We start from the raw sequence: 17,570 nt of genomic DNA, 5'->3' as shown, positions 1-17,570 counted from the left end.
CCCATTGGTCGGTGTCTATACTCCGCTTGAAACGTGATTCGTTGATGAGGCCCGACTGCCTTAAGCAGGGGGCTCGGTCGTCGAAGCCAGGCAGTCTTGGCCACCGTTCCCCCCTTTGTCGTAGCAGGTCGTCCACGCCTCCGGGACTACAAGAACGATAAGGGGAACCCGCAATGATGCGACATCCACATGTCTGGATGGGCCTGTTGCTGTGGTCATTGTTTGGTCAGGCACAGGCAGCATGGACGGTGAACATGGCGCCCGGGGCGACGGAAGTCTCCCACGCGGTGTTCGACCTGCACATGACCATCTTCTGGATCTGCGTGATCATCGGCATCGTGGTGTTCGGCGCGATGTTCTGGTCGATGGTCGTCCACCGCCGTTCCACCGGGCAGCAGGCCGCGCACTTCCACGAGCACACCTGGGTCGAGATCCTCTGGACCGTCGTGCCCTTCCTGATCCTCGTGGCCATGGCCATCCCGGCCACCAAGACCCTGATCGACATCTACGACGCCAGCGACTCGGACATCGATATCCAGGTCACCGGTTACCAGTGGAAGTGGCACTACAAGTACCTGGGCCAGGACGTCGAGTTCTTCAGCAACCTGGCCACCCCCGCCGAGCAGATCCACAACAATTCACCGAAGGACGAGCACTACCTGCTCGAAGTCGACCAGCCGCTGGTGCTGCCGGTGGGCGCCAAGGTGCGCTTCCTGGTGACCGCCGCCGACGTCATCCACTCCTGGTGGGTGCCGGCCTTCGCAGTCAAGCGTGATGCCATCCCCGGCTTCGTCAACGAGGCCTGGACCCGGGTCGAGAAGCCCGGGATCTACCGTGGCCAGTGCACCGAACTGTGCGGCAAGGACCACGGCTTCATGCCGGTGGTGGTCGAGGTGAAATCCAAGGCCGACTACGACACCTGGCTCGGCGAGCGCAAGGCCGAGGCGGCCAAGCTCAAGGAGCTGACCAGCAAGGAATGGACTCTTGAAGAGCTGGTGGCGCGTGGCGACAAGGTCTACCACACCACCTGCGTAGCCTGTCACCAGGCCGAGGGCCAGGGCCTGCCGCCGATGTTCCCGGCGCTCAAGGGCTCGAAGATCGCCACCGGGCCCAAGGAAGCGCACCTGGGCATCGTCTTCCACGGCAAGCCGGGCACCGCCATGGCGGCATTCGGCAAGCAGCTCTCGGAAGTCGATATCGCCGCCGTGGTCACCTACGAGCGCAACGCCTGGGGCAACAACAAGGGCGACATGGTCACGCCGAAGGACGTGCTGGCGCTCAAGCAGGCCGAAGCGCAATGAGCCGGGCTAGCCGCGGCAGTCAGTGGATTGCAGGAGACAGGACATGAGTGCAGTGATCGACGACCACGCCCACGGTCATGAACACGCCCACGGCCCGGCCAAGGGCCTGATGCGCTGGGTGCTGACCACCAACCACAAGGACATCGGCACGATGTACCTGTGGTTCGCCTTCAGCATGTTCCTGCTCGGCGGCTCGTTCGCCATGGTGATCCGCGCCGAGCTGTTCCAGCCCGGCCTGCAGATCGTGGAGCCGGCGTTCTTCAACCAGATGACCACCATGCACGGGCTGATCATGGTGTTCGGCGCGGTAATGCCGGCCTTCGTCGGCCTGGCCAACTGGATGATCCCGCTGATGATCGGCGCGCCAGACATGGCCCTGCCGCGGATGAACAACTTCAGCTTCTGGCTGCTGCCGGCGGCCTTTCTGCTGCTGGTCTCGACGCTGTTCAGCCCCGGTGGCGGGCCGAACTTCGGCTGGACCTTCTATGCCCCGTTATCGACCACCTACGCCCCGGCCAGCGTGACCTTCTTCATCTTCGCCATCCACCTGATGGGCATCAGCTCGATCATGGGCGCGATCAACGTGATCGCCACCATCCTCAACCTGCGCGCCCCCGGCATGACCCTGATGAAGATGCCGCTGTTCGTCTGGACCTGGCTGATCACTGCGTTCCTGCTGATCGCGGTGATGCCGGTGCTGGCCGGCGTGGTGACCATGATGCTGATGGATATCCATTTCGGCACCAGCTTCTTCAGCGCCGCCGGCGGTGGCGACCCGGTGTTGTTCCAGCATGTGTTCTGGTTCTTCGGCCACCCCGAGGTGTACATCATGATCCTGCCGGCCTTCGGCGCGGTCAGCTCGATCATCCCGGCGTTCTCGCGCAAGCCGCTGTTCGGCTACACCTCGATGGTCTACGCCACCGGGGCGATCGCCTTCCTGTCGTTCATCGTCTGGGCCCACCACATGTTCGTGGTCGGCATTCCGGTGGTGGGCGAACTGTTCTTCATGTACGCGACCATGCTGATCGCCGTGCCCACCGGGGTGAAGGTGTTCAACTGGGTCAGCACCATGTGGGAAGGCTCGCTGACCTTCGAGACGCCGATGCTGTTCGCCATCGCCTTCGTCATCCTGTTCACCATCGGCGGCTTCTCCGGGCTGATGCTGGCCATCGCGCCTGCGGACTTCCAGTACCACGACACCTACTTCGTGGTGGCGCACTTCCACTACGTGCTGGTGCCCGGGGCGATCTTCGGCATATTTGCCTCGGCTTACTACTGGCTGCCGAAATGGACCGGGCACATGTATGACGAAACCCTGGGCAAGCTGCACTTCTGGCTGTCGTTCGTCGGCATGAACCTGGCCTTCTTCCCCATGCATTTCGTCGGCCTGGCCGGCATGCCGCGACGGATCCCGGACTACAACCTGCAGTTCGCCGACTTCAACATGGTCTCGTCGATCGGCGCCTTCATGTTTGGTGCCACGCAGATCTTCTTCCTGTTCATCGTCATCAAGTGCATCCGCGGTGGCGCGCCGGCAGCGGCCAAACCCTGGGACGGCGCCGAGGGGCTGGAGTGGTCGATCCCTTCCCCAGCGCCTTATCACACCTTCCAGACCCCGCCGGAAGTGAAGTAGGAGCCCGCCCATGGACGGCTTGTCGCTCAAACGCCTGGTCAGCCGCCTGCTGATGCTCACCGTGGTGATGTTCGCCTTCGGCTTTGCCCTGGTGCCGATCTACGACGTGATGTGCAAGGCCTTCGGCATCAACGGCAAGACTGGCGGGCAGTACGCGGGCACTCAGGTCAGCGACCCTACGCGTTCGGTGCGGGTGCAGTTCATGTCGACCAATGCCGGCGACATGAGCTGGGAGTTCCACTCCACTGCCGACCAGATCGAGGTCAATCCGGGGGCGGTGAACCAGATGATCTTCGTGGCCCGCAACCCGACCAACCAGCCCATGAGCGCCCAGGCCATCCCCAGCATCACCCCCGCCGAGGCCGCGGCGTACTTCCACAAGACCGAGTGCTTCTGTTTCACCCAGCAGGTCCTGCAGCCGGGCGAGCGCATCGAGATGCCGGTGCGCTTCATCGTCGACCGCGACCTGCCGGAGTCGGTGAAGCACCTGACCCTGGCCTACACCCTGTTCGACATCACCGCTCGCCACCCCCCGGTCGCCCAAGCCGCGACCGAGGGCGCCCGTTGAGGGAAGGAGATACAACATGGCAAGCCACGAGCATTACTACGTACCGGCGCAGAGCAAGTGGCCGATCATTGCCACGATCGGCATGTTCATCACCGTGTTCGGGCTCGGCACCTGGTTCAACGACCTCAAGGCCGGCCACCCGGAGTCCCACGGGCCGCTGATCTTCTTCGTCGGTGCGCTGTTCCTGGCCTACATGCTGTTCGGCTGGTTCGGCGCGGTGGTCAAGGAAAGCCACGCCGGGCTCTACAGCGCGCAGATGGATCGCTCGTTCCGCTGGGGCATGAGCTGGTTCATCTTCTCCGAGGTGATGTTCTTCCTGGCCTTCTTCGGCGCGCTGTTCTATGTGCGGGTGCTGGCCGGGCCGTGGTTGGGGGGCGATGGGGCCAAGGGCGTGACGCACATGCTCTGGCCCAACTTCGAGTTCGTCTGGCCGCTGCTGCACACGCCGGACCCGAAACTGTTCCCGCCACCCAAGGAGGTTATCGATCCGTGGCACCTGCCGCTGATCAACACCATCCTGCTGGTGAGCTCCAGTGTGACCGTGACCATCGCCCACCACGCCCTGCGCAAGGGGCACCGTGGCACGCTGAAGCTGTGGCTGGGGCTGACGATCCTGCTGGGGCTGGCGTTCCTCGCCCTGCAGGCCTACGAGTACCACGAGGCCTACAACAAACTCGGGCTGACCCTGGGCTCGGGCATCTACGGCGCGACGTTCTTCATGCTTACCGGGTTCCACGGTGCGCACGTGACCTTGGGCACGCTGATCCTGTTCGTGATGTTCTGCCGGGTGCTGCGCGGGCATTTCGAACCGGACAAGCACTTCGGTTTCGAGGCGGCGAGCTGGTACTGGCACTTCGTCGATGTGGTGTGGGTGGGGCTGTTCATCTTTGTGTATGTCCTGTAGTGCGGCTTTGCAGGTGATCGCGGCTGAAGCCGCTCCTACAGGGATGGCGTGAATTCAGAAGGGGGCGTGCGATACCAGTTGCCCACTGATCAGGCCCCAGGCCACCAGGGCGATGGTCAGGGTGGCGAGGGCGACGCGCACGGTAAGGGCCTTGAGCAGGCGGGTCGACTGGTCGTCGTCCTTGACCAGGAACACCAGGCCACTGAACAGGCTGGCAATGGTGGCCAGCAGCATCAGGACAATTGCGGCCTTGAGCATGGCGAAACTCCGGGGGATGCGGTGATGGATACAAGTATAGCGCTCGACCTCACGAGGCCCTGGTGAAGCCGTTTCGCCCAGGCCTGATACCGACCCTGGTGGTGCTTGCGCTGCTGCCGGGGTTGATCGCGCTCGGCTGCTGGCAACTGCGGCGCGCCGACGAAAAGCGTGATCTGCTGGCCACCTACACCGAGCGCCAGATCGAGGCGTCGGTCACTGCTGACCGGTTGCGCCAGCTGCCGGACCCTGCGTTCTACCCCGTGCACCTGTATGGCCGGTTCGACGCTGCTCATAGCCTGCTGCTGGACAACCAGATGCGTGACGGCAAGGCCGGTGTCGAGCTGTTGCAGCCCTTCCACGACCAGGCCAGCGGCCTGTGGTTGCTGGTCAATCGTGGCTGGCTGCCGTGGCCCGACCGTCGCGTGCCGGTGCGCTTCGATACGCCGGGCCAGGCGCTGGCGCTGGACGCCACGGTGTACGTGCCGCCGGGCAAGACCTTCCAACTGCATCCGGACAACCCCGACGACCAGTGGCCGCAACTGCTGACGGCGATCGACCCGGCCGGCCTCTGGCGGCAGCTGGGCCGTGAGGGCTTTGCCCAGGAACTACGCCTGCAGCCAGGCCCTGGCGCCTACCGCCTGGATTGGCCGGTGGTCGCCATGGGCCCGGAAAAACACCAGGGCTATGCCGTGCAGTGGTTCGCCCTGGCCAGCGCGCTGGTTCTGCTCTACCTGTATTTCGGCTGGCATCACAACGACAAGGAGAACCGCCATGGCCGCCGCCACGAGTCCACTGGACGTGCCTGACCGCCGCAAGCCCCGCGGGCGCCTGCAACTGCTGTTGATCCTGTTCGTCGTGCTCGGGCCGATGATCCTCGCCACCAGCATGTACAAGCTCAAGTTCTGGGTACCGGAGGGGCGCAGCTATCACGGTGTGATGATCGGCAATGGCGAAGGCCGGGCCGATATCGGCATCGATGCCCAGGACGAGCGTTGGCAGCTGCTGGTCAGCGCCCCGGGCGCCTGTGCCGAGGAGTGTCAGCAACTGGTGTACCTGGCCCGGCAGATCCAGGTCGGCCTGGGTCGCGATGCCAGCCGCGCCAGCCATGCCCTGGCGGCGGCCCAGCCGCTGGCCGCCGACTACCAGGCACTGCTGGGCCGTGAGTACCCGCAGTTGCAACGCTACCCGCTGGACGCCCAGCGCTATATCCAGAAGGTCGGTGACACAGCCCCGCAACTGTGGATCGTCGACCCCCACGGCAACCTGGTGCTGCGCTACGACGCCAAGGTCAAGGGCAAGCATGTGCTGGACGACCTGCGTCACCTGCTCAAGCTGTCCAACATCGGCTAGGAGGTTGCCATGGCCAGACCCGGATTCCGCCTTGCTGTGTTTGCCACGCTGCTGGCGCTGCTGGTCGTGCTGCTCGGCGCCTACACTCGCCTGACTCACGCCGGTCTTGGCTGCCCCGATTGGCCGGGGTGCTACGGTTTCATCAGCGTGCCCAAGACCGATGCCCAACTGGCCCATGCCGAGCTGCACTTCCCTGAGCACCCGGTAGAAGAAGCCAAGGGCTGGGCCGAGATGGTCCATCGCTATTTCGCCGGCACCCTGGCAATGGTGATCGCACTGCTCGCCTTCCAGGCTGTACGCCGGCATGCCCACGACGGCCAGCCCTACCGCCTGCCGGTGTTGCTGCTAGGGGTGGTGCTGGCCCAGGCGGCGTTCGGCATGTGGACGGTGACACTGAAACTGTGGCCCCAGGTGGTGACCGCGCACCTGCTTGGCGGGTTCACCACGGTGAGCCTGCTTTTCCTGCTATCCCTGCGTCTATCCCGGGCTTTTGCGCCCTTGCCGAAACTGCCGCTGAGCCTGCGACGTATCGCGGCGCTGGCACTGCTGGTGGTGATCGGCCAGATCGCCCTGGGGGGTTGGGTCAGCGCCAACTACGCGGCGGTGGCCTGTATCGACCTGCCCACCTGCCATGGCCAGTGGTGGCCGGCGGCGGACTTCAGCAACGGCTTCCACCTGACCCAGCATGTCGGCCCCAATTACCTGGGCGGGCAACTGGACAGCGATGCGCGCACCGCGATCCATGTCAGCCACCGGCTCGGCGCAATGCTGGTGCTGGCGGTGCTATCGATGCTCAGCTGGAAGCTGCACCGCCATGGTTTGAGCGGCCTGGCACGCCTGGTATTGCTGGCGCTGGCGCTGCAGTTGGGCCTGGGCATCAGCAATGTATTGTTCCACCTGCCGTTGGGCGTGGCCGTTGCCCACAACGCAGGCGGTGCGCTGCTGCTGCTGACCATGGTGCTGGTGAACTACCGCATCCGCGTGGTCGACAAGGTTCGCGTGGGCCATGGCTGGCGCCTGACGCCGGTGGTCGGGGGGCAACTCACTCATCACATGAGGAACGATTCGTGGCGACGCTTCTAAGCACGGAACGCCAGCGCGCCGGATGGCGCGACTACATGGAACTGACCAAGCCCAAGGTCGTGGTGCTGATGCTGATCACTTCGCTGGTGGGGATGTTTCTCGCCACCCGCGCGGGGGTGGCCTGGAGCGTCCTGTTGTTCGGCAACCTGGGGATAAGCTTGTGCGCGGGGGCCGCGGCGGCGGTCAATCACGTGGTCGATCGTCGTGTCGATGCGCTGATGGCGCGCACCCAAAAGCGCCCGCTGGCCCAGGGCCGGGTCGCGCCTTTGCCGGCACTGCTGTTCGCCTTGCTGCTGGCCGTGGCGGGGATGGTTTTGCTGCTGGCGTTTACCAACCCCCTCACCGCCTGGCTCACACTGGCTTCGCTGCTGGGTTACGCGGTGCTCTACACCGGCTTTCTCAAGCGGGCCACGCCGCAGAACATCGTGATCGGCGGCCTGGCAGGGGCAGCACCGCCATTGCTGGGCTGGGTGGCGGTCAGCGGGCACCTGGGCGCCGAGCCGCTGCTGCTGGTGCTGATCATCTTCGCCTGGACACCGCCGCACTTCTGGGCCCTTGCGATTCATCGCAAGGAGGAGTACGCAAAAGCTGATATTCCCATGCTCCCCGTTACCCATGGCGAGCGTTACACGGCCCTGCATATCCTGCTCTACACCTTGATATTGCTGGCCGTGAGCCTGTTGCCCTATGCCATCCACATGAGCGGCCCACTGTACCTCGCCTGTGCCCTGGGGCTGGGCCTGCGCTTCCTGCACTGGGCCTGGGTGTTGTACCGTGGCACCCGGCCGCACGCGGCGATCAAGACGTTCAAGTACTCTATCGGCTACCTGTTCGCCCTGTTCATCGCGTTGCTCGTAGACCACTACCTGTTGCTGAACCTATGACCCGAACCCAGAAAACCGTCTTCATCCTCGTTGCCCTGGTCGCGCTGATCATGGGCCTGACCGTCAACAAGGTGCTCAACGACCGTGGTCAGTTGAACCCCACCGAACTGATCGATGCCGGCATCATCCTGCTGCCGCAGAGCCGCACCGTGCCGGACGTGACAATGACCGACCAGAACGGCCAGCCGCTGGTGCTGGACCAGCTCAAGGGCAAGTGGTCGTTGCTGTTCTTCGGCTACACCTACTGCCCGGACATCTGCCCGACCACCCTGGCCCAGCTGCGCCAGGTGAAGAGCGAACTGCCCAAGGAGGCGCTGGAGCGTTTGCAGGTGGTATTGGTGAGCGTCGACCCGAACCGCGACACGCCGAACCAGCTCAAGCAGTACCTGGGCTACTTCGACAAGGATTTCGTCGGGGTGGCGGGCTCGATCGAGGACACCCAGAAGCTCGCCAATGCCTTGAGCATTCCGTTCATTCCGGCCGATACCAGCAAGCCCGGGTATACCGTGGATCACAGCGGCAACCTGGCGGTGGTCGGCCCGGACGGGCGCCAGCGCGGGTTCATCCGTGCGCCGTTCAATAACCAGAAGCTGGTGGCGCAGTTGCCGGGGCTGGTCAAGCGCGATTGATCGGGGCTTGAAAACATCGCGGGGCAAGCCCGCTCCCACGACTAACACGTGGGAGCGGGCTTGCCCCGCGATTGTTTCAGGCGTTGATCAGAACGCAGGAACCACAGCGCCCTTGTACTTCTCGGTAATGAACTGCTTCACCTCAGGCGAGTGCAGGGCCTGTACCAGCTTCTTCACCGCGTCCGCGTCCTTGTTGTCCTCGCGGGTCACCAGGATGTTCACGTACGGAGAGTCCTTGCCTTCGATGGCCAGGGCGTCTTTTTCCGGGTTGAGCTTGGCTTCCAGCGCGTAGTTGGTATTGATCAGGGCGGCATCGACCTGGGTCAGCACACGCGGGATGGTGGCGGCTTCCAGCTCCCGGAACTTCAGGTTTTTCGGGTTCTCGGCGATGTCCTTGATGGTCGACAGGATGTTCGTGTTGTCCTTGAGCTTGATCACTCCGGCCTTGTCCAGCAGCAGCAGGGCACGGCCGCCGTTGGTGGCGTCGTTGGGAATGACCACGGCGGCGCCGGAAGGCAGTTCGTCGAGCTTCTTGACCTTGGTCGAGTACACGCCCAGCGGCTCGATGTGCACGCCGGCGACGCTTACCAGGTGAGTACCCTTGGCCTTGTTGAACTCATCCAGGTACGGCTGGTGCTGGAAGAAGTTGGCGTCCAGGCGCTTTTCCGACACCTGCACGTTCGGCTGGATGTAGTCGGTGAACTCCTTGACCTTCAGCTCCACGCCTTCCTTCGCCAGCTGTGGCTTGACGAAGTTGAGGATCTCGGCGTGCGGCACCGGGGTGGCGGCGACGGTCAGGGTCTCGGCGTTGGCCGAGAAGGCCGCGACGGCGGCGACAACAGCAAGCAGCTTCTTCATTGATCACTCCTTGTGAGGGCCGCGACGGCCCCCGAACGGGTCGGCTGGGCCGACCCCATTGGGGTTACTTACGGGAAAAGTGCACGACCAGTTTGTCGCCGATCATTTGCAGTACCTGGACCAGGATGACCAGCAGCACCACGGTGACGATCATCACGTCGGTCTGGAAACGCTGGTAGCCGAAGCGGATCGACAGGTCGCCCAGGCCACCGGCCCCGACCACGCCGGCCATGGCGGTGTAGGACACCAAGGTGATGGCGGTCACGGTGATGGCGGCGATGATGCCCGGCATCGCTTCAGGCAGTACGGCCTTGAAGATGATCTGGCGGGTGGTGGCGCCCATCGACTGGGTGGCCTCGATGATGCCGCGGTCCACTTCACGCAGGGCCGTCTCGACCAGGCGTGCGAAGAACGGCGTCGTGCCGACCACCAGCGGCGGAATCGCGCCCGCGACACCCAGCGAGGTGCCGGTGATCAGCACCGTGATCGGGATCATCACGATCAGCAGGATGATGAACGGCACCGAGCGCACGATGTTGACGATGGTCGCCAGCACTGCGTAGACCTTCTTGTGCTCGAACATCTGCCGTGGGCTGAACAGGAACAGCACGACACCCAGGGGCAGGCCCAGCAGGATGATGAAGGCCAGTGAGATGAACAGCATGACCATGGTGTCGTTGGTCGCCTGCCAGATCTCGACCCAGTCGACGTTGGCGAAATAGCTGAGGATGTCCATCAACGCAGTACCTCCATATGTACGTCAGCTGCAGTGAAGCGGGCGAATGCCGCATCCATGTCCCCACCGATCAAGGCGAGGGTCAGCTGGCCATAGGGTATGTCCTTGATGCGGTCGATGCGTCCGGCCAGGATGCTGTAGTCCACACCGGTTTCGCGGGCCACGGTGCCCAGCAGCGGCGCATAGGTGGCGCAGCCCTGGAAGGTCAGGCGCACGATGCGCCCCGGCACATGGGCGAAATCGTCGCGTTGCTCGTTCTCGTCGACCTGCTCGTCTTCCTGGACGAAGCGCTTGGTAGTGGCGTGCTGCGGGTGCAGGAACACATCCGCCACCGGACCCTGCTCGACGATCTGCCCGGCATCCATCACCGCCACGCGGTCGCAGACCCGGCGGATCACGTCCATCTCATGGGTGATCAGCACGATGGTCAGCTTTAGCTCGCGGTTGATCTCGGCCAGCAGTTGCAGCACCGAGGCGGTGGTCTGCGGGTCGAGGGCGCTGGTGGCCTCGTCGCACAGCAGGATCTTCGGGTTGGTGGACAGGGCGCGGGCGATGCCGACGCGCTGCTTCTGCCCGCCCGACAGTTGCGCCGGGTACTTCTTCGCGTGCTCGGACAGGCCGACACGGGCCAGCAGTTCGGTGACGCGCTTGTCGATATCGCCACGCGACAGCTCGCCGGCCAGTACCAGCGGCAGGGCCACGTTGTCGGCGACGGTCTTGGAGGCCAGCAGGTTGAAGTGCTGGAAGATCATGCCGACCTGCTGGCGGAAGCGCCGCAGCTGGTTCGAGTCGAAGGCGGTGACGTCTTCACCGTCGACCACGATCTTGCCGCCGGACGGCTCCTCGAGGCGGTTGATCAGGCGCAGCATGGTGCTCTTGCCGGCACCGGAGTGGCCGATCAGGCCGAACACCTGGCCATCTTCGATGGTCAGGCTGGTCGGGTTCAGGGCCGGGATATCCCTACCGGCAACGCGGTAGGTCTTGTGGACATTTTGAAACTCGATCACTGAGCGAACCTTGTGGGGCGCATGGAATTTGGGTCAGCGGTTAGCCGGGGCGCGCATTTTAGCCTTTTCCCCTGCGTGTTCTTAGCATTTATTTCGTCACGCTCCAATCCAATCGGCATAACGCGACGGTCGGCAATCCGATTGAACGCATCCGACGGCGGCCCAGTCACTAATTGAACAAGCCCGAACGGGCAGCCTGAAGACTGATGAGGAGAGCCGAAGATGCCCAGCAAGAAGCCCCAGGCGCCACAGCCCAGCCCTGTCGCCGGTACCGACACCCCGGACAAGGCCAACACCAATGCCAAGCTGCAGAGCCTGGAAGCCTTTCGCAGCGACGCCAGTGGCCAGGCCCTGCGGACCAACCAGGGGGTGAAGATCGCCGACAACCAGAACAGCCTCAAAGCGGGTGCCCGTGGGCCTTCGTTGCTCGAAGACTTCATCATGCGCGAGAAGATCACCCACTTCGACCATGAGCGGATCCCCGAGCGTATCGTCCATGCCCGTGGGACCGGCGCCCATGGCTACTTCCAAAGCTATGGCTGCCATGCCGAGCTGACCAAGGCCGGTTTCCTGCAAGATCCCGAGAAAATCACCCCGGTGTTCGTACGCTTTTCCACCGTGCAGGGCCCACGTGGCTCGGGCGACACGGTGCGCGACGTGCGCGGCTTTGCGGTGAAGTTCTACACCGATGAAGGCAATTTCGATCTGGTCGGCAACAACATGCCGGTGTTTTTCATCCAGGACGCGATCAAGTTTCCCGACTTCGTCCACGCGGTCAAACCCGAGCCGCACAACGAGATGCCCACCGGCGGCTCGGCACACGACACCTTCTGGGACTTCGTCTCGCTGGTGCCGGAATCCGCGCACATGGTCATGTGGGCGATGTCCGACCGGGCCATCCCGCGCAGCCTGCGCATGATGGAAGGCTTTGGCGTGCATACCTTCCGGCTGATCAATGCCCAAGGCGTGGCAAGCTTCGTCAAGTTCCACTGGAAGCCGCGCCAGGGCGTGCACTCTGTGCTGTGGGACGAAGCCCAGAAGCTGGCGGGCAAGGACACCGACTACCACCGCCGCGACCTTTGGGAGGCCATTGAGACCGGCCATTACCCAGAATGGGAGCTGGGGGTGCAGATCGTCCCTGAAGCCGACGAGCACAAATTCGACTTCGACCTGCTCGACCCGACCAAGATCATCCCCGAGGAGCTGGTACCGGTGACGCCGTTGGGCAAGATGGTGCTCGACCGCAACCCGGACAACTTCTTCGCCGAAGTGGAGCAGATCGCCTTCTGCCCCGGGCACATCGTGCCGGGCATCGATTTCAGCAATGATCCCTTGCTGCAGGGCCGGCTGTTTTCCTACACCGACACCCAGATAAGCCGCCTGGGCGGGCCGAACTTCCACGAGATCCCGATCAACCGTCCCGTCGCGCCCAATCACAGCAGCCAGCGCGATGCCATGCACCGCATGACCCTCGACAAGGGGCGAGCCTCTTACGAACCCAACTCGATCGATGGCGGCTGGCCGAAGGAAACGCCGCCCGCCGCGCAGGATGGCGGTTTCGAGAGCTACCAGGAACGTATCGATGCGAACAAGATCCGCCAGCGCAGCGAGTCGTTCGGCGATCATTTCTCCCAGGCGCGGTTGTTCTTCCAGAGCATGAGCCCCACCGAGCAGCAGCACATCATCAAGGCCTACAGCTTCGAGCTGGGCAAGGTCGAGCGCGAGACGATCCGGGCGCGGGAAGTGAACGAGATCCTGGCCAACATCGACCTCAAGCTGGCGGCGGCGGTGGCGGCCAACCTCGGGCTGCCTGCGCCTAAGGCCGGCACGGTCAAGGTCAAGGACAGCAAGCCAGCGCAGTCAAAGGCCTTGAGCCAGATGAACCACCCCGGGGACATCGGCATCAGCGGGCGCAAGATCGCCATCCTGGTGGCTGGTGGCGTGGAGGATGCGAGTGTCGACAAGGTGGTCAAGGCGCTGGAGGCGCAAAGTGCGCGCCCCATGCTGCTGGGGCCGACCTCGGCACCGGTGAAGACTGCCGGTGGCCAACAGCTGCCGGTGGATGCGTCGATGGAGGGCATGCCGTCGGTGATGTTCGATGGCGTGTGGGTGCCGGCGGGCAAGGCTTCGCTGGAGGCGCTGGAAAACAGCGGCGTGGCCAAGCATTTCCTGCTCGAGGCCTACAAGCATCTCAAGCCCATGGGCGTAGCCAGTGAGGGCAAGCTACTGCTGAACAAGCTAGGGCTCAAGGAAGATGCCGGGCTGTTGCTGGGCGATGACCAGAAGGCCCTCGAGGCCTTCTTCAAGGCCGTCGAGGGGCACCGGGTGTGGGCGCGGGAGGCGGCTGCCGAGGCGGTGCCGGCCTAGAAAGCATCGCGGGGCCAGTCGGATCGCCGCACCGCCGCTCCGACTGGCCCCGCGATTGTTCACTGCTGATGAGGGATCAATACCACCTGCGCCGGCAATGAGCGCTGGATCTCATGCTTCTGCTTAAGCGCAAAGCCACTGTCGAGCTTGCGCACCCGCTTCTGCAGAAGGGTCTTGAGCCAAGGCGCATCCTCGGTGCGGGGCACCTGGAACACCACCTCGCACTGATAACTCACCACGTCCGCCGCGATATCGTCCAGCTGGCGACGCATCGCCCGGCTATCGGTGGTTTTCAGCGCCACGACGGTGGTGGGCGCGGTCGGGTCGATAACCCGGGCCTCGGGCTTGGACTCGGCAGCCTTGAGCGCCGCTTCGGCCTTTTCCAGTTCGGCCTTGCGTGCCTGGGCCACGGCATCGCCGCCGGTCAGGGCCGGTGCTTGCGGCATCAGCGCCCGGGCGCGGGCCAATGCCGTGGCAGCGGCATTCACATCGCCCTTCTGCAGGACGATCTGGCTACGGCGCAGGTAGGCCTCGGCCAGTTGGCGCTGACGCGGTTCGAGGCGCGAATCATCCGGTGCCTGGGCCTGCAAGGCGGCCAGTTGATCCTCGGCGGTGGCCAGCTCGTTGCTGGCGATGCTTTGCTCGAGCTGCTGCCAGGCATCGGGCTGGGCAGGCGCCACCGGCTGCTCGGCCGGCTTGCTGGAGCAGGCCGCCAGGAACAGGGAAAACGCGGCAACAAGCAGATAACGTGAGGCGAACGGCTTCATTCCTGCGACTCTCTATTTGCGCAAAAAGCGAGCAAGTCTACACCCAGGTGCGCACGCTCGGAAACAGGTCTTCTCAGACTCGAAACCTGCGAAAAGGTTGCAGGATGCGCCTGCGCGCACCCTGAAAATTCAGCGTTTCGGCAACGCCAGGCTCAGCAAGAATAGCACTGCCGCACAGACCACGATCGAAGGCCCGGCCGGGGTGTCCTTGAACCAGGACAGCGCCAGGCCGCCACAGACTGCGGTAACCCCCAGCAGGCTGGCGCCCACGGCCATCTGTTCCGGCGAGCGGGCGTGACGCTGTGCCGCAGCGGCCGGAATGATCAGCAGCGAGGTGATCAGCAGCACGCCGACGATCTTCATCGCCACCGCGATCACCACGGCGATCAGCAGCATCAGCGCCAGGCGCAGGCCGGTCACTGGCAGGCCTTCGACCATCGCCAGTTCCTCGTGCACGGTCACCGCCAGCAATGGTCGCCAGAACATCGCCAGCAGCACCAGCACCAAGGCGCTGCCGCCGAGGATCCAGGCCAGGTCGGTAGGGCTGATCGCCAGCAGGTCGCCGAACAGGTAGGCCATCAGGTCGATGCGCACATCGTGCATGAAACTCAGCACCACCAGCCCCAGCGACAGTGTGCTGGGGGCGAGGATGCCGAGCAGGGTGTCCGAGGCCAGCGGCTGGCGCTGTTGCAGGGTCACCAGCAGGATCGCCAGCAGCAGGCAGCCGACGGTCACCGCCAGCGCCGGGCTGACATCCAGGGCGAAGCCCAGGGCCACGCCGAGCAGTGCGGCATGGGACAGGGTGTCGCCGAAATAGGCCATGCGCCGCCACACCACGAACGAGCCCAGGGGGCCGGCGACCAGCGCCAGCGATACACCGGCAAGCAGGGCGTAGAGAAGAAAATCAGCCATGCTTGCAGTGCTCTCCGTGGACATGGGTGCCAGGGGCGACCACCGAGCCGTGCAGGTCGTGGCTGTGATCGTGATGGTGGTGATAGATGGCCAGGCTCGGCGCGTTCTGGCCGAACAGCTCGACGAAGGCCGGGTCGTTGCTGACCTGCTCCGGGTGGCCCGAGCAGCACACATGGCGGTTGAGGCAGACCACCTGGTCGGTGGCGCTCATCACCAGGTGCAGGTCGTGGGAAACCATCAGCACGCCGCAGCCGTGGCGGTCGCGCAGGCGGGTGATCAGGTTGTACAGCTCGGTCTGGCCAACCACGTCGACACCCTGCACCGGTTCATCGAGTACCAGCAGCTCGGGCTCGCGCAGCAGGGCGCGGGCCAGCAGCACGCGCTGCATTTCGCCGCCGGAGATGGTCTGGATCGGGCTGTCGATCACCTGCTCGGCGCCGACTTCCTGCAATGCCGCCAAGGCTGCCGCACGGTCTACGCCGGGCACCAGGCGCAGAAAGCGCAGTACCGACAAGGGCAATGTGGCGTCCACCTGGATCTTTTGCGGCATGTAGCCGATGCGCAGCCTGGGCTTGCGCCACACTTTGCCGCGATGCGGCTTGAGCAGGCCCAGCACGGCGCGCACCAGGGTGGTCTTGCCGGCGCCGTTGGGACCGATCAGGGTAACGATCTGGCCGGGCGCCACCGCCAGGTCGATGCTGTCGAGCACCGCTTCGCCACCGAAGCTGACACCGACCTGCTCGAGGCGGATCAGGGCATCGCTCATGCCTTGCCCCGGCAGTTGCCGCACAGGCCGACCACTTCGACGGTCTGCGTCTCGACGGCAAAGCCAACGGCACTGGCGCTGCTGACGATGGCGTCGCTGATGCTGTTCTGCTCCAGCTCGATGGCCACGTGACATTCGCGGCAGATCAGGAACTGCCCCTGGTGCGCGTGCTCGGGATGGCTGCAGCCGATAAAGGCATTGAGCGAGGCGATGCGGTGCACCAGGCCGTTTTCCAGAAGGAAGTCCAGGGCGCGATAGACGGTCGGCGGCGCGGCGCGGCGGCCGTCCTGCTCGCTGAGCACGGCGAGGATATCGTAGGCGCCCAGCGGCTTGTGGCTCTGCCACACCAGTTCCAGCACGCGACGGCGCAGGGCGGTCAGGCGCAGGCCCTGACGGTTGCACAGCGCGTCGGCCTCGGCCAGCGCACTGTGGACGCAATGGGAGTGATCGTGGGGACGGTGGGCCAGCGGCGTGATGGACATGGGCAGCGACGGTTCAGGATGGAGACGTTATTATGTTACCTGTTTCTGACGACCCGAGTATCCACCGTGTCCCGAATCCTTGCCCTCTTTGTCGCTTTCATCGCTTTTTCGGCCCATGCCGATGTGCGCGTGCTGACCAGCATCAAGCCCCTGCAACAGATCGCCGCCGCCGTTCAGGACGGTGTCGGCAGCCCCGATGTGCTGCTGCCACCGGGCGCCTCCCCGCACAACTATGCACTGCGCCCCTCCGACGTGCGCAAGGTCGCCGATGCCGACCTGCTGTACTGGATCGGCCCGGACATGGAAGGGTTCCTGCCCCGCGTGCTGAAGAGCCGCGCCAAGCCGACCGTGGCCGTGCAGTCGCTGTCGGGCATGCAGTTGCGTCATTTCGGCGAGGACAGCCACTCCCATGACGAGGAAGACCACGACGATCATGACCACGACCACCGTCCGGGCAGCCTCGACGCGCACCTGTGGCTGTCGTCGGTTAATGCCCGGGTGATCGCGACAAAGATGGCCGGCGACCTGGCAGCGGCCGACCCGGCCAATGCCCCGCGCTACCAGGCTAACCTCAAGCAGTTCGTCGAGCGTCTGGATGCCCTGGATGCGCGCATCAAGCAGCGTGTGGCGGGGATCGCCGGCAAGCCTTACTTCGTGTTTCACGAGGCGTTCGACTACTTCGAGGCCGCCTATGGCCTGAAGCACACTGGCGTGTTCAGCGTGGCCTCCGAGGTGCAGCCGGGCGCGCAGCACGTCGCCGCCATGCGCAAGCGCTTGCAGGCGGTGGGCAAGACCTGTGTGTTCAGCGAGCCGCCGCTGAGGCCGCGCCTGGCCGAGACGCTGACGGCCGGGTTGCCGGTGCGGTTGGCTGAGCTCGATGCGCTGGGTGGGAGCGATGCGGTCGATGGCAAGGGCTATGAGCGCTTGCTGGAGAAGCTGGGCAGCGACCTCGCCGGCTGCCTGGAGCAGTTGTAGGAGCGGCTTCAGCCGCGAAGCAGGCGCCACGTTGTGTGGCACCCGCTGCGCGGGTGATCGCGGCTAAAGCCGCTCCTACAGGTTGCGTTA

General features: G+C 64.5%; 19 protein-coding genes. 11 read left to right on the top strand and 8 right to left on the bottom strand.

The annotated features are described in order from the left end of the window. Positions 1 to 173 precede the first annotated feature (173 nt). Genes coxB through ABZO33_RS02630 form a run of 4 tightly spaced genes read left to right on the top strand, consistent with a single transcriptional unit; the run spans position 174 to position 4,406 of the window. Positions 174 to 1,301 carry a cytochrome c oxidase subunit II gene (gene coxB / locus ABZO33_RS02645; RefSeq protein WP_023628964.1) on the top strand — a complete coding sequence of 376 codons (1,128 nt, stop codon included), beginning with the start codon at positions 174 to 176 and terminating at the stop codon, positions 1,299 to 1,301. Positions 1,302 to 1,344: 43 nt separating this feature from the next. Then, positions 1,345 to 2,934: a cytochrome c oxidase subunit I gene (gene ctaD, locus ABZO33_RS02640; protein ID WP_414534736.1), complete on the top strand. Its 1,590-nt coding sequence runs from the start codon at positions 1,345 to 1,347 to the stop codon at positions 2,932 to 2,934. 10 nt (positions 2,935 to 2,944) lie between these two features. Beyond that, positions 2,945 to 3,502 carry a cytochrome c oxidase assembly protein gene (locus ABZO33_RS02635; protein ID WP_102683000.1) on the top strand — a complete coding sequence of 186 codons (558 nt, stop codon included), beginning with the start codon at positions 2,945 to 2,947 and terminating at the stop codon, positions 3,500 to 3,502. Between the two features lie 16 nt (positions 3,503 to 3,518). Continuing rightward, positions 3,519 to 4,406 carry a cytochrome c oxidase subunit 3 gene (locus ABZO33_RS02630; protein WP_031314487.1) on the top strand — a complete coding sequence of 296 codons (888 nt, stop codon included), beginning with the start codon at positions 3,519 to 3,521 and terminating at the stop codon, positions 4,404 to 4,406. A gap of 54 nt (positions 4,407 to 4,460) precedes the next feature. Here ABZO33_RS02630 and ABZO33_RS02625 read toward each other — a convergent pair whose 3' ends face one another. Beyond that, positions 4,461 to 4,664 (bottom strand): twin transmembrane helix small protein, encoded by a 204-nt coding sequence (locus ABZO33_RS02625; protein ID WP_023628968.1) that lies wholly within the window; start codon positions 4,662 to 4,664, stop codon positions 4,461 to 4,463. A gap of 62 nt (positions 4,665 to 4,726) precedes the next feature. Between ABZO33_RS02625 and ABZO33_RS02620 the strand changes: the two genes are divergently transcribed. The 5 genes from ABZO33_RS02620 to ABZO33_RS02600 are packed head-to-tail and all read left to right on the top strand — an operon-like array spanning position 4,727 to position 8,610. Beyond that, positions 4,727 to 5,470 (top strand): SURF1 family protein, encoded by a 744-nt coding sequence (locus ABZO33_RS02620; protein ID WP_414534735.1) that lies wholly within the window; start codon positions 4,727 to 4,729, stop codon positions 5,468 to 5,470. Then, on the top strand, positions 5,436 to 6,014 hold the full coding sequence (locus ABZO33_RS02615) for a hypothetical protein (protein WP_414534734.1): 579 nt from the start codon (positions 5,436 to 5,438) through the stop codon (positions 6,012 to 6,014). Before ABZO33_RS02620 ends, ABZO33_RS02615 begins: the two co-directional genes overlap by 35 nt. Before the next feature lie 9 nt (positions 6,015 to 6,023). Further along, on the top strand, positions 6,024 to 7,097 hold the full coding sequence (locus ABZO33_RS02610) for a COX15/CtaA family protein (RefSeq protein ID WP_414534733.1): 1,074 nt from the start codon (positions 6,024 to 6,026) through the stop codon (positions 7,095 to 7,097). Positions 7,098 to 7,132: 35 nt separating this feature from the next. Continuing rightward, entirely contained in the window at positions 7,133 to 7,981 is an 849-nt protein-coding gene (gene cyoE / locus ABZO33_RS02605; RefSeq protein WP_414534884.1) for a heme o synthase, read from the top strand. Then, positions 7,978 to 8,610: an SCO family protein gene (locus tag ABZO33_RS02600; protein WP_028688687.1), complete on the top strand. Its 633-nt coding sequence runs from the start codon at positions 7,978 to 7,980 to the stop codon at positions 8,608 to 8,610. The genes cyoE and ABZO33_RS02600 overlap by 4 nt, the downstream gene beginning before the upstream one ends. A gap of 87 nt (positions 8,611 to 8,697) precedes the next feature. Here ABZO33_RS02600 and ABZO33_RS02595 read toward each other — a convergent pair whose 3' ends face one another. The 3 genes from ABZO33_RS02595 to ABZO33_RS02585 all read right to left on the bottom strand — a co-directional run bounded on the left by ABZO33_RS02595 (position 8,698) and on the right by ABZO33_RS02585 (position 11,211). Continuing rightward, a complete protein-coding gene (locus ABZO33_RS02595) occupies positions 8,698 to 9,468 on the bottom strand; it encodes a MetQ/NlpA family ABC transporter substrate-binding protein (protein ID WP_414534732.1) in 771 nt (256 codons plus the stop codon). 64 nt (positions 9,469 to 9,532) lie between these two features. Then, positions 9,533 to 10,204: a methionine ABC transporter permease gene (locus ABZO33_RS02590; protein ID WP_023632566.1), complete on the bottom strand. Its 672-nt coding sequence runs from the start codon at positions 10,202 to 10,204 to the stop codon at positions 9,533 to 9,535. Then, the gene (locus tag ABZO33_RS02585; RefSeq protein WP_414534731.1) at positions 10,204 to 11,211 is read right to left on the bottom strand and encodes a methionine ABC transporter ATP-binding protein; all 1,008 of its coding nucleotides are present in this window, start codon (positions 11,209 to 11,211) and stop codon (positions 10,204 to 10,206) included. The genes ABZO33_RS02590 and ABZO33_RS02585 overlap by 1 nt, the downstream gene beginning before the upstream one ends. A 222-nt stretch (positions 11,212 to 11,433) precedes the next feature. On the opposite strand from ABZO33_RS02585, the gene katE reads away from it, so the two are divergent. Beyond that, positions 11,434 to 13,578, top strand: a complete 2,145-nt coding sequence (gene katE, locus ABZO33_RS02580) for a catalase HPII (RefSeq protein WP_414534730.1) — start codon at positions 11,434 to 11,436, stop codon at positions 13,576 to 13,578. A 59-nt stretch (positions 13,579 to 13,637) separates the two neighbouring features. Here katE and ABZO33_RS02575 read toward each other — a convergent pair whose 3' ends face one another. From ABZO33_RS02575 to zur, 4 genes are all read right to left on the bottom strand, one after another. Then, positions 13,638 to 14,345, bottom strand: coding sequence for a PA5502 family lipoprotein (locus ABZO33_RS02575; protein WP_414534729.1), 708 nt, complete (start codon positions 14,343 to 14,345; stop codon positions 13,638 to 13,640). 129 nt (positions 14,346 to 14,474) lie between these two features. Next, on the bottom strand, positions 14,475 to 15,257 hold the full coding sequence (gene znuB / locus ABZO33_RS02570; RefSeq protein ID WP_414534728.1) for a zinc ABC transporter permease subunit ZnuB: 783 nt from the start codon (positions 15,255 to 15,257) through the stop codon (positions 14,475 to 14,477). Continuing rightward, a complete protein-coding gene (gene znuC / locus ABZO33_RS02565; protein WP_414534727.1) occupies positions 15,250 to 16,023 on the bottom strand; it encodes a zinc ABC transporter ATP-binding protein ZnuC in 774 nt (257 codons plus the stop codon). The genes znuB and znuC overlap by 8 nt, the downstream gene beginning before the upstream one ends. Further along, positions 16,020 to 16,505 carry a zinc uptake transcriptional repressor Zur gene (gene zur, locus ABZO33_RS02560; RefSeq protein WP_414534726.1) on the bottom strand — a complete coding sequence of 162 codons (486 nt, stop codon included), beginning with the start codon at positions 16,503 to 16,505 and terminating at the stop codon, positions 16,020 to 16,022. Before zur ends, znuC begins: the two co-directional genes overlap by 4 nt. A gap of 18 nt (positions 16,506 to 16,523) precedes the next feature. Between zur and ABZO33_RS02555 the strand changes: the two genes are divergently transcribed. Beyond that, complete coding sequence (locus ABZO33_RS02555; protein ID WP_414534725.1) at positions 16,524 to 17,480, top strand: zinc ABC transporter substrate-binding protein; 957 nt, start codon at positions 16,524 to 16,526, stop codon at positions 17,478 to 17,480. Positions 17,481 to 17,570: the final 90 nt, after the last annotated feature.

It is taken from the genome of Pseudomonas sp. CAM1A (assembly GCF_047501685.1).
GTDB lineage: Bacteria > Pseudomonadota > Gammaproteobacteria > Pseudomonadales > Pseudomonadaceae > Aquipseudomonas.
This window is presented reverse-complemented; position numbering and strand designations above follow the sequence as displayed.